13 protein-coding genes, 2 tRNA genes and 1 pseudogene are annotated in these 13,889 nt (G+C 71.9%); 4 read left to right on the forward strand and 12 right to left on the reverse strand.

Annotated elements, in window-relative coordinates; all coding sequences use genetic code 11:
- The first annotated feature begins 160 nt into the window (after positions 1-160).
- Positions 161-1,663, forward strand: a complete 1,503-nt coding sequence (locus OHQ87_RS23550; protein ID WP_328341228.1) for a peptide deformylase — start codon at positions 161-163, stop codon at positions 1,661-1,663.
- 171 nt (positions 1,664-1,834) lie between these two features.
- Here the strand turns inward: OHQ87_RS23550 and OHQ87_RS23555 are convergent, their stop codons facing one another.
- Positions 1,835-2,953: a globin domain-containing protein gene (locus OHQ87_RS23555; RefSeq protein WP_328341230.1), complete on the reverse strand. Its 1,119-nt coding sequence runs from the start codon at positions 2,951-2,953 to the stop codon at positions 1,835-1,837.
- 172 nt (positions 2,954-3,125) lie between these two features.
- On the opposite strand from OHQ87_RS23555, the gene OHQ87_RS23560 reads away from it, so the two are divergent.
- A complete protein-coding gene (locus OHQ87_RS23560) occupies positions 3,126-3,872 on the forward strand; it encodes a CPBP family intramembrane glutamic endopeptidase (protein ID WP_442930853.1) in 747 nt (248 codons plus the stop codon).
- On the opposite strand, the gene OHQ87_RS23565 is transcribed toward OHQ87_RS23560, so the two are convergent.
- Positions 3,833-4,711, reverse strand: coding sequence for a hypothetical protein (locus OHQ87_RS23565; RefSeq protein ID WP_328341234.1), 879 nt, complete (start codon positions 4,709-4,711; stop codon positions 3,833-3,835). The genes OHQ87_RS23560 and OHQ87_RS23565 overlap by 40 nt on opposite strands.
- 965 nt (positions 4,712-5,676) lie before the next feature.
- Here OHQ87_RS23565 and OHQ87_RS23570 point away from each other — a divergent pair.
- Both OHQ87_RS23570 and OHQ87_RS23575 read left to right on the forward strand, forming a co-directional pair.
- Positions 5,677-5,767, forward strand: a tRNA-Ser gene (locus tag OHQ87_RS23570).
- A gap of 35 nt (positions 5,768-5,802) precedes the next feature.
- Positions 5,803-5,875 (forward strand) — tRNA-Arg (locus OHQ87_RS23575).
- 101 nt (positions 5,876-5,976) lie between these two features.
- On the opposite strand, the gene OHQ87_RS23580 is transcribed toward OHQ87_RS23575, so the two are convergent.
- The 10 genes and pseudogenes from OHQ87_RS23580 to OHQ87_RS23625 form a co-directional block, all read right to left on the reverse strand.
- A complete protein-coding gene (locus OHQ87_RS23580) occupies positions 5,977-7,395 on the reverse strand; it encodes a tyrosine-type recombinase/integrase (protein ID WP_328341236.1) in 1,419 nt (472 codons plus the stop codon).
- A gap of 521 nt (positions 7,396-7,916) precedes the next feature.
- A complete protein-coding gene (locus OHQ87_RS23585; RefSeq protein WP_328341238.1) occupies positions 7,917-8,261 on the reverse strand; it encodes a YnfA family protein in 345 nt (114 codons plus the stop codon).
- A 34-nt stretch (positions 8,262-8,295) separates the two neighbouring features.
- Positions 8,296-8,586, reverse strand: a complete 291-nt coding sequence (locus OHQ87_RS23590) for a hypothetical protein (protein WP_328341240.1) — start codon at positions 8,584-8,586, stop codon at positions 8,296-8,298.
- Positions 8,570-9,013, reverse strand: a complete 444-nt coding sequence (locus OHQ87_RS23595; protein WP_328341242.1) for a MerR family transcriptional regulator — start codon at positions 9,011-9,013, stop codon at positions 8,570-8,572. Before OHQ87_RS23595 ends, OHQ87_RS23590 begins: the two co-directional genes overlap by 17 nt.
- Complete coding sequence (locus tag OHQ87_RS23600; RefSeq protein WP_328341244.1) at positions 9,010-9,342, reverse strand: hypothetical protein; 333 nt, start codon at positions 9,340-9,342, stop codon at positions 9,010-9,012. Before OHQ87_RS23600 ends, OHQ87_RS23595 begins: the two co-directional genes overlap by 4 nt.
- Before the next feature lie 146 nt (positions 9,343-9,488).
- Complete coding sequence (locus OHQ87_RS23605; RefSeq protein ID WP_328341246.1) at positions 9,489-10,733, reverse strand: MFS transporter; 1,245 nt, start codon at positions 10,731-10,733, stop codon at positions 9,489-9,491.
- Positions 10,733-11,353 (reverse strand): annotated as a pseudogene (locus OHQ87_RS23610) (flavoprotein); the annotation flags it as partial. The gene OHQ87_RS23605 and the pseudogene OHQ87_RS23610, both read right to left, overlap by 1 nt.
- A gap of 130 nt (positions 11,354-11,483) precedes the next feature.
- Complete coding sequence (locus OHQ87_RS23615) at positions 11,484-12,251, reverse strand: glucose 1-dehydrogenase (RefSeq protein ID WP_328341248.1); 768 nt, start codon at positions 12,249-12,251, stop codon at positions 11,484-11,486.
- A gap of 33 nt (positions 12,252-12,284) precedes the next feature.
- Positions 12,285-12,827, reverse strand: a complete 543-nt coding sequence (locus tag OHQ87_RS23620) for a cyclophilin-like fold protein (RefSeq protein ID WP_328341250.1) — start codon at positions 12,825-12,827, stop codon at positions 12,285-12,287.
- 31 nt (positions 12,828-12,858) lie between these two features.
- Positions 12,859-13,878 carry a zinc-dependent alcohol dehydrogenase family protein gene (locus tag OHQ87_RS23625; protein ID WP_328341252.1) on the reverse strand — a complete coding sequence of 340 codons (1,020 nt, stop codon included), beginning with the start codon at positions 13,876-13,878 and terminating at the stop codon, positions 12,859-12,861.
- Positions 13,879-13,889: the final 11 nt, after the last annotated feature.

Genomic DNA, 13,889 nt, shown 5'->3' on the forward strand with positions numbered 1-13,889 from the left:
CGGCCCGACCGGGTGCTGATCGGCCACGTTCGGCTCCTACCCGGCGGAACGCGGAGAAAACACGAGGCGATGTCAAGGCATATGTCGGCAACGTGCCAGTTCGCTATGGGCCGCCGACAAGAACATGAAGACTTGTCATCCCGGCTGCGTGAGGAAGCTGATGACGACCTCCCCTCTGGAGCGGGCCGCCGACGCGTTCGCGGCGGATCTCGCCCGGCACCGGGCGGGGCGAGGGCTGACCAAGAAACAGCTCGCCACCATGATGGGCTTCGACCCGTCGTACGTGAGCCACGTCGAGGGGCGTCGACACCGGCCCACCGAGGACTTCGCCCGCCGTGCCGAGGCCGTCCTCGACGCCGGCGGTCTCATCTGGCAACGGTTCCGCGAGTACGACCAGCTCCGTCAGGCCCGCACCGCCCCCGGTCAGCGCGAACCCGCACCCCCCGGGCGGTGGCTCCCCCCGGGCACCGGGCTCGTCGTCGAACGGGAGACCGCCAGCCTCACCCTGGTCGACGGCACGTACCGGTGCGTGGTCCGTCGCCGGCTGCACAACGCCGGCACCGAACCGGTCACCCGATACCTCGTCCGGGTCGCCGTCGACAGGTGGCCCGACGACCCGGGGCGCTCCAACCGGCACCACCGGGAACACCCGCTCACCTTCGCCGAGCTGCGCTTCCGGGCCGTCCACCACGACGGCGGGGCCCGCGAACCGATGCACTGGCGGGTCCGCCACGACCGGGACGCCTACAAGGAGATCTGGCTGCTGTTCGAGAACGCCGACGGGCCGTTCCCGCTGCACCCCGGCCAACGCGCCGAGGTCGAGTACGCCTACCGGGTCGGCCGGGTCAAGTGGGGACCCTGGTTCCAACGGGCCGTCCGCCTGCCCACCCGGCACCTGGCCGTGCGGCTGGACCTCCCGGCATCCCTCGACCCCCGGGTCTGGGGTGTGGAGACCTCGCTCTCCGCCGACGAGGGGCCACTGCGCACCCCGGTACGCCGACACGACCGCGGCGACCGGGCGGTCTTCGACTGGTCCACCGAAGACCCGCCGCTCAACACCCGGTTCCGCCTCCAGTGGCGGTTCCGCCAGGAGCCCACGGAGACGACCTCGCGGGTGCCGACCCGCCCCGCCGAGCAACTGCGCGCCCTCGGCGTACCGGCCCCCGACGCGACCCCGCCCGGCCGCCCGGCCCGCCCCTTCGACCTGCCCCGGGAGGCCACCGCCGCCCGTGAGGTGGTCGGCCGGCTCACCGACCTGCTGACGCAGGCCGACGAACTGCACCCGTTCAGCGCCGGAATGGGCCTCGCCGCACCTCAGCTCGGCCTGGACGTCGCGGTGGCGGTGATCCGTCCCGCCGACCGGGCCGCCCCGCCGGTCGTCCTGGTCAACCCCCGCGTGGTCGGCGAGAGCCCGGAGACCGTCGAGCAGTACGAAGGCTGCCTCGCCGCCGCCGACCACCGTGGGCTGGTCCCCCGCCCGCTGCGCATCGAGGTGGAACACGCCCGCTGGGACGGCGGACGGATGATCACCTCGTTCGCGTACGGGATGGCCCGGTTGGTCGCCCACGAGATCGACCACCTCGATGGCCGGGCCTGGACCGACCGGATGGCACCCGGCGTGCCGTTGGTCCCCGTCGAGGAATATCGCGACAGCAACGTCTGAGCCCGACGGGCCGACCCGTCGTCGGCACCCGGGCGGCCCGGTCGACGGCGACCGGCAGGCACGGACGTGACCGGGCAGGCACAGACATGACCGGACAGGCGCGGACGGGCGACCGGGTCGCGTGCCCCAGGGGGCGGAGGCACGCGACCCGGTCTCGGGGGGAGTAAAGCTCTACAGGTTGCCGAAGGTGTCGTACCGGATGTGCTGCGGCGGCACCTCGTCCTCGGCCAGCGCCCGCAGCGTCGCCCGGACCATCGGGGCGGAGCCGGAGACGTAACAGTCGTGCGTCGTCCACGGCCCGTAACGGGCGACCACGTCGGGAACGTCCCCCCGCTCACCGTCGAAGTCCGGGTCGTCGCTGCACGACGGGGTCACCGACAGCCAGGGGTGGGCGGAGACCAGCTCCTCCAGGCCCGCCAGGCCGTACAGCTCGTCGGCGTGCCGGGCACCGTAGAAGACGTGCACCCAGCGTGCCCGGTTCCAGCCGGCCAGCTCCTCCACCATCGCCTTCACCGGGGCCAGGCCGACCCCACCGGCCACACAGAGGATGTCCCGCTCGGATTCGCGGTCCACCGTCATCGAACCCATCGGCGCGGCCACCCGGAGCAGGTCACCCGGCTTGGTCCGGCGGACCAGCGCGCCGGAGACCCAACCCGCGCCGACCGGCGTACGGACGTGGAACTCCAGCACGTTGTCGTCGTTCGGGGCGTTCGCCACCGAGTACGTCCGCCACACCCGGGGCAGGTGCCGGGGCACCTCGACGCTGACGTACTGCCCGGCCTTCCAGACCAGCGGGTGCTGGAGGGCGCGGACGGTCAACACGGCGGTGTCCGCACCGAGCCGCTCGTGGGTGAGCACCTCCGCATGCCAGTACGGCGGATTCTCGTCCAACTCCGCCCCGGCCAGCATCGTCGCCGTGATCGCCGCGTACGCGTCCCGCCACGCCTGGTCGTACTCCAGGTTCCAGCCGCCGCTGGCGGTGCTGCGCAGCGCGTCCAGCAGCGCCACCCCCATCGTCGCGTAGTGCGCCGCGTCGACGTGGTATTTGCGGTGGTCCCGACCCAGGGAGCGCAGGTACTCGGTGAAGCTTTCCGGGTCGTCCATCACCTGGGTGGCGGTGACGATGGCGTCCAGAATCCGGTCACCCTGGCCGGTCATCTCCACCGGGAAGAGCTTGCGCAGCTCGGGGTCGAGCAGGAACAGCCGGGCGTAGAAGCGACCGCTCAACCGGTCCCGGTCCTCCTCGACCAGGGTCCAACTCTCCTTCAGCAGCCGAGCGAAGTTGTCCACGGGGGGCGGTCCTCCTCCTGACGGCGGATGGGGCCCGGATAGAATGTCCACGGACCGTGGTCACCGGTCGCACAGTCAGTGCGACCGGCCCATACCAGTCCATTGGCCGGTGCCACCGGCGCGCCCCGTCGGGCAGAGTGGTGCGGTGACCGTTGAGCAGCACACCCGCCCGATGTCCCGGCGGGTCCTCGGCACCGAGACCCTGCTGGTGCTCGGCCTGTCACTCGGGCAGTCGGCCGTCTACGCCGTGGTGTCGCTGACCGCCAAGCTGACCGCCGACGGGCCGTTGTCGAAGCAGACCGCCTCGCTCAACACCTCGCAGTCCGCCCGACCTTGGCTCGACCTGACGTACCAGCTGCTCGGCATCGTCTTCGCGTTGCTGCCGGTGCTGCTCGCCGTACACCTGCTGGCGCGGGAGCCCGGCGACCCGGCGCGGACCCTCGGCGTGGACCTGCGACGGCCCGGGTCCGATCTTGCCCGGGGTGCCGGGTTGGCCGCGCTGATCGGCCTGCCCGGCCTGGCCCTGTTCTGGGTGGCGGCGCAGCTCGGCGTCAACGCCACCCTGGTCCCCGCCGGCCTGCCGCCGCTGTGGTGGGCGGTGCCGGTGCTGATCCTCGCCGCCGTGCAGAACGCCGTGCTGGAGGAGGTGATCGTGGTCGGCTACCTGGTCACCCGGCTGCGCCAGCTCCAGTGGCGGCTCGGCGCGGTCGTCGCGACCAGCGCCCTGCTCCGCGGCTCCTACCACCTCTACCAGGGCTTCGGCGCGTTCGTCGGCAACGCCGTGATGGGCGTCGTGTTCAGCCTGTTCTACCTGCGCACCCGGCGGGTGATGCCACTGGTCGTCGCGCACACCCTGCTCGACGTGGTCGCCTTCGTCGGCTACTCGCTGCTGCCGAGGGACTGGTTCGACTGGCTCTGACCACTGCCGCCGGCCCGGCCCGGCCGGTAGGCGGCCACCGCCCGCGCGGCGAGCCGTCGCGTCGCCGCCGCGTCGCCCGCCGCCGTCGCCAGCACCGCCGCCCCCGGCAGCAACCGGGCCGCCAGGCGTATCGCGACCCAGCCACCTGCCTGCGCGGCCAGCGGGGCCGCCAACCGCGAGGCCGCCTCCGCCGCGCGTGGCCACGGCCCGTCCGCCGGTCCGTCCGCCGCCCGCGCGGCCTCCAGCGCGGTACGCGCGCTGTCCGCGTCCGGGTGCACCCGGGTCAGCACCAGAAGTTCCACCGCCCGGTCCGGGTGGACCGGATCCCGGCCGTACGCCGCCGCCAGATGCAGCACCAGCGCCGACTGCGTCCAGAGCACCGCCGCCAGCTCGGCCACCGGCGCGAACAGCCCCGCCACCGCCGCCGCGGCCCCGCCCGCCCCGGCCAGCCGCACGAACCGCCGGGCAGCGAGCCGGGCCAGCCCGTCCGACCCGGCTCCCGGGTACGCCTCACGCAGCCCACGCGCCCACTCCCGGGCGCGCGGCCCGATCCCCTCGACGGCGGCCAGGGCCAGCAGTTCCGGTGCGAACCCCGGGTGGGCCAGCAGCCGGGTACAGAGCATCGCCAGCTCCCCTCCCCCGGTACGACCCGACACCGCGACGCCCATGCCCGTCGCCGCGGCCCGGGCGGGTTCTGCGGTGGTGGTCGGGTCGGTGGCGGCCGGTTCGGTGGTGAGGGTCGGTGCGGAGGGCACAGTCCTGCTCGGCGTCGTCGCCGCAGCGACCGCATTGCCCCGGATCGCGGTCTGTTCGGTCGGCGCGGTCTGTTCGGTCGGCACGGTCGGCGTGGTCGGTCTGGCGGTGTTCTCCGAGGTGGTGTTCTGGGGCGGGGTCGCCCGTTTGCGCGGTGTGGCATTGCGGGAAATCTGCCCTGTTTCGTCCTTTACGGTGGCCTTTCGGGTGGTCCGCTTTCGTGGCGGCGTGCTCGTCCCCGCCGAGGCGCTGTCCGTGCCGGTGTCGGCACCCTCGACGGGTTCGGTGGGGGTCCGGGCTGGCCGAGCCTGTGCGCCGGTCAGCGCCTGCCCCTCTGATGAGGCGGCGGCCGGCGGAGCGCTGCCGGCAGCCTCCCCCGTCGCCCGACTGCGGGGGGCCCGACGCGGGGTCACCTTCGCGGGGATCGCCTTCGCGGGGATCGCCTTCGCGGGGATCGCCTTCGCGGGGATCGCCTTCGCGGGGATCGCCTTCGCGGGGATCGCCTTCGCGGGGACGGAACCGCGTGCCGAGGTCGGCGCAGCATCCGTCTCGGGCTGGGCAGAGCCTGCCGGCGCGCCGTCCGTCGCGGCGGTCGGCCCACCCACCGGCGTGGTGTCGTCAACCGCTCCGCGCGATCGGGTCGCTGCCGGCGGACGAGGCGTGGCCGGCTCGGCGGCGGGTGGTTGGAACAACACGCCCGGTGCCGCCTGCGCCGGACGGGTCCGCTTCGGCCGGGGCGTCGCCTCGTCGTCGGAGGGTTGCTGCTGGCGGGGTGGGGCCGGCGGCGGGGTGAAGGTCGCCTCCGGGGAGCGACGACGCGCCCGGTCACTGGCGGGGCGGCGGGGCGGGTCCCTCGGCGGCTGCTCCTGCATGTCGATGGAGCGTAGTCGCGAACGTGACCTCGCACACGGTGGAATACGGCGCGGTCCCGCGCGGCGTGGCCTCCTGGGCCGGGCCCTCACCAGCGAACCGAGCCCCGCCCGGATAGTCGCTTTGCCCCGGGTGGGGGCGGACCTGTATCCTCGTCCGCGGTGGTCCGCAGGGTCACCGGGGAGACTTCGCCTAGTCTGGTCTATGGCGCCGCACTGCTAATGCGGTTGGGGTTTTAAAGCCCCTCCCGGGTTCGAATCCCGGAGTCTCCGCGCAAAACCGGTTGTGTAGACTGGCTTAGCACCGAGCGCCCGTAGCTCAATGGATAGAGCATCTGACTACGGATCAGAAGGTTAGGGGTTCGAGTCCCTTCGGGCGCACAAGATCAAAGAACGCCTGGCCTGCGGAAACGCGGTCGGGCGTTCCTTGTTGATCGTCCCATCTGGACGGTGGGTGTCGCGTGGGTGTCATGTGGGTGCCGTCACTTTCTGTAATCTTGGGCGGGTCGCGCAGGCTTTGACCTGGCCTTTCGCGTTGCCGTCACCTCTGCTTGGCGGGCGGTGCGCTTGTTTTTCGGGCGGGGGTTGGGGCGGTTGCTTCGGCCCCTCTTCCTGATCTTTTCGCGGGTTCGGCGGGCTGCGGCGAGAACCAGCCGGGCGGTGGCCTCGGCGCACTTACGCTGGGCATACGGCAGGACGCTGGTGTAGGTGTCGGCAGTGGTGACGATGCTCGCGTGACCGAGTAGATCTTGCACGGTCTTGAGATCGGCGCCGGCTTCGTGCGCGAGGGACGCCGCGCCGTGGCGGAGGTCGTGAAGCCGGATCGGTGGGAGGTCGGCCCGCTTGACGAGTCGGGTGAACTGCCGCGTGGCGTACTCGGGGTGCAGCGGCCTGCCGTCGGGGCGGATGAACACGTAGCCGCTGTCGTAGCAGGTCTTGCCTGCCGCCTCGCGGGCGGCCTGTTGCTGACGCTGGCGGCGCAGGTGTTCGCGGAGCACGGCCACGGTGTGCTGGTCGAGAGCGACGGCGCGCGTGCTGGCGGCCGTTTTGGGCTCTCCCTCGATGATCCGGTAGCCGACCACAGTGCGGCTGCGGAAGATGAACAGCACGCCGTGGTCGAGGTCGAGGTCGGTCCAGCGCAGGCCGCATGCCTCGCCGCGGCGGAGACCGCGTAGGGCGATCAGCCACCACAGGGCGAAGAGCCGGTCGGGGGTGACCGCGTCGAGGAACGCGGCGAGGTGGGGCGCGGTCCAGACAGCCACCGACGGTCGTCGACCGGTTGCCCTCCACTCCGCGACGCGGGCCGGTGTCCAGACCTGGGCGTGTGGCTTGCGGTAGGACGGGAGTTCGAGGTGCCGGATCGGGTTGGCGTCGAGGAGGCCCTCTCGGACAGCGAGGTTGAGCGCCGCGCGAAGGGTGGTCCGCAGGTGCTGTAGGCATGAGGGCGACTGTGGCTGGCCGCGCCCGTTGGTGGTCTGTGCGATGTCGTCGAAGCCGCTGCGGATTCGCCGGATGTTGAGCTCGGCCAGGGTGATCCTGCCCATGTGCGGGATGAGGAACTGTTCGACGTCGCGGGCGTACTGGGCCCTGGTGGTGTCCTTGATCTTGGTGCGGGTGGAGAGCCAGTATCGCAGCCACCGTTCGAGGGTCCATCCCTGTGCGGTGCGTTCCTCGCCGGTCTGGGTCAGCCACTCGTCGCGCGCCTGGCAGGCGGCGGCTTTGGAGCGGAAGCCGCCTCGGCGGGCCCGTGCCGGTCTGCCGAACGCGTCGGTCGCGGAGCAGGCGAAGTGCCAGGTGCCGTGTCCGCGTTCCGGCAGGCGGGGGCAGTGCTGCTCCAGCCGCTTTCTTGTGGCCATGTGCCGGCAGCCGCACCGCTTGTAGATTGATCCCGAACCAGCCATGACTTCTCCCTATGAGATAAAGGGAATTTCGTGAGGACTGGTCACATTTTCTGGCGTTGTGGTGCGAGAACGACGGACCGTGAGTCCGTCGCACTGGCTTGTTCCATGTCCGACGCGGGCGAGCTTGCCAGAGGACCGATTACCGGGCTTGGCGCCTACCGGTGGTTCTGGCGTGCCGTGTGCCCGGGCGTAATGGTCGGTTCGACATCAAGGCGTCAGATGACGTACGAGGCGTATGCGGTGGTGCCGCGTCGGGGGTGAGCAGGCGTGGGCCGGTGATGACGGAGGCACCGCGCGATGACCGCGCGTCTCACCGAGGTTTTTACCCGCGCTGCCGGTGATCTGCCCGCGCGGGTTCTGCCCTTTCGTTGCAGCGCTGACGACCGCGACTATCGGCCGGTCAACGGTTGGTTGTTCGTCATCCTCGTCGAGGTCGGCCTGGTGACCGCTGGACCCCTGATCCTTACGCGTGGGGTGAGGGATCTTCGGGCTGCTCAACGATCGGTAGAACTCCCTGGCGGTCAGGAGCCGCTCGCGGTCCTTGGGGCGTACATGATGATGGCGACGCCGATCAGGCAGATGCTGGCACCGGTGATGTCCCACCGGTCGGGGCGGAACTTGTCGACGAGCATGCCCCAGGCGAGGGATCCGGCGACGAAGACGCCGCCGTAGGCGGCGAGGATGCGGCCGAAGTTCGGGTCGGGCTGGAAGGTGGCGACGAATCCGTATGCGCCGAGGGCGATGACGCCGGCGGCTATCCACCACAGGCCGCGGTGCTCGCGCCAGCCCTGCCAGACCAGCCACGCCCCGCCGATCTCGAAGAGGGCGGCGACGACGAACAGCAGGATGGAGCGGGTGACGGTCATGCTCGCACCGTAGCGGCCTGCCCGTCGCCGGTGGTCATGCCGGTGACCCGGTCGAGCATCGGCAGCCGTTGCCGCCGGCACAGCCGCCGTGGTGGCAGCGGCGGCTCGCCCACCACCAGGTGCCCGCGGCGAGGGCGGCCAGGGCGATGGCGATGCCGGGCATCCACGCGCTGGCGGCGGCCCATCCGGCGCCGGAGAGGACCCCGGCGGCCAGCAGCAGCGGGATGGCGCAGCACGCCGCGCAGGCCAGCCCGGCCAGGCCCGTGAGGCCAGAGGGCAGCCCTCGGCGGGTGCGGTGATCGGTCCGGTCAACGGTCTTCGGCATCGGGGGCTCCGTGGGCGATGGTGGCGAACGGGATGGGGCAACATGGTTGGCCGGCGCACGTGACGAGGTCGTCGCAGCCGGCGTCGACGGCGGCGCGCAGGGTGCCGGCGATGACCTGTAGGTCGGCGATCTTCGCTTCGACCTCGGTGAGTTTGGCGTGCGCGCGGGTTCGCAGGCGGGTGTCGGGGTGGCGGCTGTGTCGGTGTCGGCCTGTGTCGAGCAGGTCGGCGACCTCGTCGAGGGTGAACCCGAGCCGCTGCGCCGCTTTGATCACCTTCAGCACGGTGATCGCCTCAGGTGGGTAGAGGCGGTGTCCGCCGAGGCTGCGGTGTGGTGCGGCGAGCAGGCCGCGGCGCTCGTAGTAGCGCAGCGTCTGGAGGTTGACCCCGGCCTGGGCGGCGACCTGGCTGCTGCGCAGCCCGCTCATGTCGTTGTCCCGGCGGCGGCCCGCGCGGCGAGCGCGTCGAGGACGTCGACGTGTGCGGCTGGCACCTGCACGTCGAGGCGCAGCGCGTCAGCGTCGCGCGCGACGGTGAAGGAGAAGAACGAGCAGCAGGAACTCTCCCGGCCGGTGAGGTCCCGGACGGTCGCCTCGGCGGCCGGGTCGAGGCGCCACCGCAGTGCCGTCGGCGACAGCCGCTGCTGGTCGTGCAGCGCGGTGGCGAACAGGTCGTCGAACTCGGCCAGCCGCAGCGGCCGCTCCACGGTCGGCAGGGTGCAGACCTCGGGCACCCATGCCTGCTCATCGCTGGTCATGCACCCACGGTAAGCCCGTACCCAGGTACCGGATGCAAGCCCTCCGCGCCGTGGATTCGTCGACAATCGGCCGAACTGGAGGCGACCGGGTGGCGGCTCTGGCGATCTGCACCCTGTGGCAGTTCCGCACGTGCGCGGTGTCCGGCTCAGCGGATGGGAGACGGCGGTGTGGTGGAGGCGCGCACCAGCACGCCGGTGGCGGCGAGGGCGCAGCAGGCGGCGACGACGGTGAGCAGGATCGGGTAGCCGGCGGTGGTGTGCAGGAGTGTGGCGGCGGCCAGCGGGGCGGTGGCTCTGGCGATGGTGACGGGGGCGGCGAGGCGCCCGGCGATGGTGGCGTAGGCGGTGGTGCCGTACCGGTCGGCGAGGAGAGCGGGGGTGGCGAGGTGGGCGATGCCGAAGCCGAGTCCGAAGCCGACCACGGCCACGATCGCACCGGTGCGGGTGCCGGCGAGCAGGGGCATCGCGAGTACGGCGGTGGCTTGGACGGCGAAGACGGCGGCGACGATGGTGGTGACCGGCAGGCGTCGGCGGGCGGCGGTGAGGACGAGTCGGCCGGTGCCGAGCAGACCCGTGGCGGTGGCGGCGAAGGTGGCGGGGTGGCCGCGGCTGACCAGGTAGCCGATGAGGTGCACGGTCATGGTGCTGGTGGCCGCGCCCTGGGCGATGAAGGTCGCGGTGAGGATCCAGAAGCGGGCGTCGCGCATCGCCGCCGCGGCGACAGCCCGCCGTGGGGTGTGTGCGGGCCGGGCCGGGCTGATCGGTGCTGCCGTGGCTGCCGGTTGGGGCCGGCGGATGGTGAGGGCGTGCAGCGGTACGGTCACCGCGCCGTGGATCGCGGCGAGGACGAGCAGGGCTTCGCGCCAGCCGAGGTACGCGCTCAGCAGGCCGGTCAGCGGCATGAAGATGGTGCTGGCGAACCCGGCGACGATGGTGACAGCCAGCAGGGCGGTGGCGCGTCGGTGAGGGGTGAACCAGGAGACGATGACGGCGAAGGCGGGCTCGTAGAGCACCATCGCGCCGGTGATCCCGATGCCGGTCATGACGGCGTAGAGCTGGCCGATGGTCTGGACCTGGGACCAGGCCACGAGCAGGGCCGTCGCGGCGAGCGAGCCGGCGGTCATCAGCGCGCGACCGCCGTGGTGGTCGAGCCACCGTCCGACGGGGATGGCCATGACGGCTCCGGCGAGCACGGAGGCGGTGAGCGCGCCCGTGACGGCGATGGTGGACGCGCCGAGGCTGACGGCCATCGGGTTCAGCAGCACCGCGTAGGCGTAGTAGAGGGTGCCGTAGCCGATGGCCGAGGTGACGGCGGGGGCGGCGACGATGCGCCAGCCGTGGGCGCGGTGCCCGCCGACCACAGGGTCGGCGGGCACCGTCGTGGTGGGCATCAGCTTGCGCAGCAGCCGCCGGTCTGTCCGTCTGCGGTTGGGGTGTCGAGGGCGATCAGGTGCACCGGCGCGGCGAGTAGGCTGCCCGAGATCCCGGTGGCCAACCCTCGGCCCGCCGGCTCGACGGCCGGTGCCGGTGCGCAGCAGTTGTCGGCCGTGGCCGATTCGTCGGGGTTGCTGTTGCAGACCCCGGTCTCGGGCAGGTCGAGTTGGACGTCGCGGGCGGCGTCCCAGTCCCCGGCGAGGGCGGCGACGACGGAGCGGACCTGCTCGTAGCCGGTGGCCATCAGGAAGGTCGATGCCCGACCGTAGGACTTCATGCCGACGGCGTAGTAGCCGACCTCGGGGTGGGTGAGCTCGTTGACGCCGTGCGGGGGCACGGTGCCGCAGGAGTGCTCGTTGGGGTCGATCAGCGGCGCCAGGGCACGAGTGGCGCCCAGCACCGGGTCAAGGTCCAGACGTAGTTCGGCGGCGATCGAGTGATCCGGGCGGAAGCCGGTTGCCGCGACGATGCGGTCCACGGTGACGGACTCTTCACCTCTGTCGGCGTGGCGCACGACCACACTCACCCGGCCGTCTGCCGGGGTGAGGGCGTGCACGGAGAAGCCGGTGAGCAGCTGCCGTACTAGAGCCACGGAGGGCGCTGGCGATGTCCTTCGGATGTCGGTGAGCATCGGGTTGGTGCTGACGTTGCCCGGAACCGATTTCACCACGGCCGGCACCGGATTCGGCTCGTGTGGTGTGTGAGGTCTACTGCGCTGTGTATCCGCCGTCGACGGGCAGCGCGACGCCGACGACGAAGCTGGCGCCGGGGCTGCACAGCCAGAGCACGGTGGAGGCGATCTCATCGGCTCGGCCGAATCGGCCGATGGGCTGGTTGGCCAGCGCTGCGGCGGTGTCGAGTTCACCGCTGGCGATCATGGCGGTCACCATGGGCGTTTCGAACGTGCCGGGGCAGATGGCGTTGATCCGGATCCCGCGCGGCGCGTACTCCAGGGCCGCGCTGCTGGTGAGCCCGAGCACCCCGTGCTTGGACGCGTGGTACGCGGCCCGCCCGGGCAGGCCGACGAGCCCGCCGAGGGAGGAGCAGTTGACGATGGCGCCGCTGCCCTGCTCGCGCATCTGCCGCAGTTCGTGCTTCATGCAGGCCCAGACGCCGCGCAGGTTGACGGCGTTGACGCGGTCGAAGGTGTCGGCGGGTTCGTCGGCGGCGTCGGACGGCGGGGCCTGGATGCCGGCGTTGTTGAAGGCCATGTCGAGCCGGCCGTACGACGCGACGGTCTGGTCGATCAGGGCGGCGACCTGCGCCTCGTCGGACACGTCGCACCGGACGCCGAGGGCCTCGTGCCCGCCCGCCCGCAGTTCGGCGGCGGCGGCCTGCAGGGCCGCGTCGTTGACGTCGGCCATGACGACCGCGGCTCCGGCATGGGCGAACGCCTGCGCGGTGGCCAGCCCCATGCCGGAGCTGGCGCCGGTGACCAGGGCTACCTGGCCGGTGAAGTCGTAGGTGGGGTTCATCGTGTCTCCCGGTAGCGCGCTCGGAGGTGGAGGTCAGGCCGCGAAGGGCTCGACGGTCGCGGTGACGGCGCCGTCGAGGTCGGCGATGCGGCTGGCGGCCTCGCCGTCCAGGCGGCCGATGATCACGATGCCGGGGAAGTACGACTGATCGCCGTAGTAGAGGACGAGGTCGTTGCCGGGTGCGTAGTAGCCGACATCACCGACGTCGGGGTCCGCGCCGTCCGGCTGGCCGTTCAGGGACAGCGGTGTAGGCAGCGGGCCGGTTTTCTCCACTGCGCCGTGGTCGATCATGTTGATGGTCAGCGGCAGCTGGGTGAGCAGGTCACGGCCGGCGGCGCCGTCGAAGATCGTGGCTTGGAAGCGCTGGTCGTTGATGGCGATCTGGATCTTCATCTGTTCTCCCCGGGGCGCGGCTGTGCCGCTCGGTGGTGTTGCGGCCAGGCCGGTGCTGCTGGGCGAGGTCGCGGACGTTTCGCGGCCGGTGTCGCCGGGCTGACCGTTGCCGCCGCAGCCGGCAAGGGTCAGGCCGAGGACCGCCGACAGCGCTGCGCGGGCGGCCGCTCGTGTGGCTGGCATGGCATCTCCCAGTGTCGGGTCCGGAGGCGGGTCAGAGGGTGAGCAGAACCTTCGTGGCGGTGCGCTGGTCCATTGCCTCGTAACCCTCAGCGGCCCGGTCGAGCGGGAGGGTGAGGTCGAAGACCTTGCCCGGGTTGATGGTGCCGTCCCAGATCAGTTGGATCAGTTCGGGCAGGAAACGGCGGACCGGGGCGGGGCCGCCGTGGATGTGCACGCCGGCCATGAACAGCTCGTCGCCGGGGATGGTGACGTCGTGGGACACGCCGACGAAGCCGACGTGGCCGCCGGGGCGGGTGGAGCCGATGGCCTGCATCATGGCCTCCTGGGTGCCGACGGCCTCGATGACGCTGTGCGCGCCCAGGCCACCGGTCAGCTCCTTGACGGCCTCGACGCCGGCGTCGCCGCGTTCGGTGACGATGTCGGTGGCCCCGAACTCCCGCGCGAGGGCCTGCCGGTCGGCGTGGCGGCTGAACGCGATGATGCGCTCCGCGCCGAGCTGCCGGGCGGCCAGGACGCCGAGCAGGCCGACCGCGCCGTCGCCGACGACCGCCACGGTCTTGCCCGGTCCCGCCTCGGCGGCGACAGCCGCGAACCAGCCGGTGCCGAGCACGTCGGAGGCCGCCATCAGCGACGGGATGAGGTCGGGGCCGGGCTGCCCGGGGGCCGCCACGAGCGTCCCGTCGGCGAGGGGGACGCGGGCCAGCTCGGACTGGGTGCCGATGGTGCCCATCAGCACGCGATGCGGGCAGTACGCCTGGTAGCCGGCCCGACAGATCTCACAGGTGTTGTCAGACGCCCAGAAGGAGCCCACGACGAAGTCGCCGACCTTCACGGTGCGAACCTCGGACCCGACCTCCTCGACGACGCCGACGTACTCGTGACCCATCACCTGGTGGTCGACCGGCTCGGCACCCCGGTACGGCCACAGGTCGCTTCCGCAGATGCAGGTCGCGGCCAGGCGGATGACCGCGTCGGTCGGCTCGACGATTGTCGGGTCCGGGCGCTGTTCGACCCGTACGTCCCCGGGCTTGTACATGACGACCTGGCGCATGCTGGTGTGCT

It is taken from the genome of Micromonospora sp. NBC_00421, assembly GCF_036017915.1.
Taxonomy (GTDB): domain Bacteria; phylum Actinomycetota; class Actinomycetes; order Mycobacteriales; family Micromonosporaceae; genus Micromonospora.

Coding starts and splice junctions, on each gene's coding strand:
- OHQ87_RS23625 (WP_328341252.1), bottom strand. CDS start 13,878: ATGCGCCAGGTCGTCATGTACAAGCCCGGGGACGTACGGGTCGAACAG.
- OHQ87_RS23590 (WP_328341240.1), bottom strand. CDS start 8,586: ATGCCGAAGACCGTTGACCGGACCGATCACCGCACCCGCCGAGGGCTG.
- OHQ87_RS23615 (WP_328341248.1), bottom strand. CDS start 12,251: ATGAACCCCACCTACGACTTCACCGGCCAGGTAGCCCTGGTCACCGGC.
- OHQ87_RS23580 (WP_328341236.1), bottom strand. CDS start 7,395: ATGGCTGGTTCGGGATCAATCTACAAGCGGTGCGGCTGCCGGCACATG.
- OHQ87_RS23620 (WP_328341250.1), bottom strand. CDS start 12,827: ATGCCAGCCACACGAGCGGCCGCCCGCGCAGCGCTGTCGGCGGTCCTC.
- OHQ87_RS23605 (WP_328341246.1), bottom strand. CDS start 10,733: ATGCCCACCACGACGGTGCCCGCCGACCCTGTGGTCGGCGGGCACCGC.
- OHQ87_RS23595 (WP_328341242.1), bottom strand. CDS start 9,013: ATGAGCGGGCTGCGCAGCAGCCAGGTCGCCGCCCAGGCCGGGGTCAAC.
- OHQ87_RS23550 (WP_328341228.1), top strand. CDS start 161: ATGACGACCTCCCCTCTGGAGCGGGCCGCCGACGCGTTCGCGGCGGAT.
- OHQ87_RS23560 (WP_442930853.1), top strand. CDS start 3,126: ATGTCCCGGCGGGTCCTCGGCACCGAGACCCTGCTGGTGCTCGGCCTG.
- OHQ87_RS23585 (WP_328341238.1), bottom strand. CDS start 8,261: ATGACCGTCACCCGCTCCATCCTGCTGTTCGTCGTCGCCGCCCTCTTC.
- OHQ87_RS23600 (WP_328341244.1), bottom strand. CDS start 9,342: ATGACCAGCGATGAGCAGGCATGGGTGCCCGAGGTCTGCACCCTGCCG.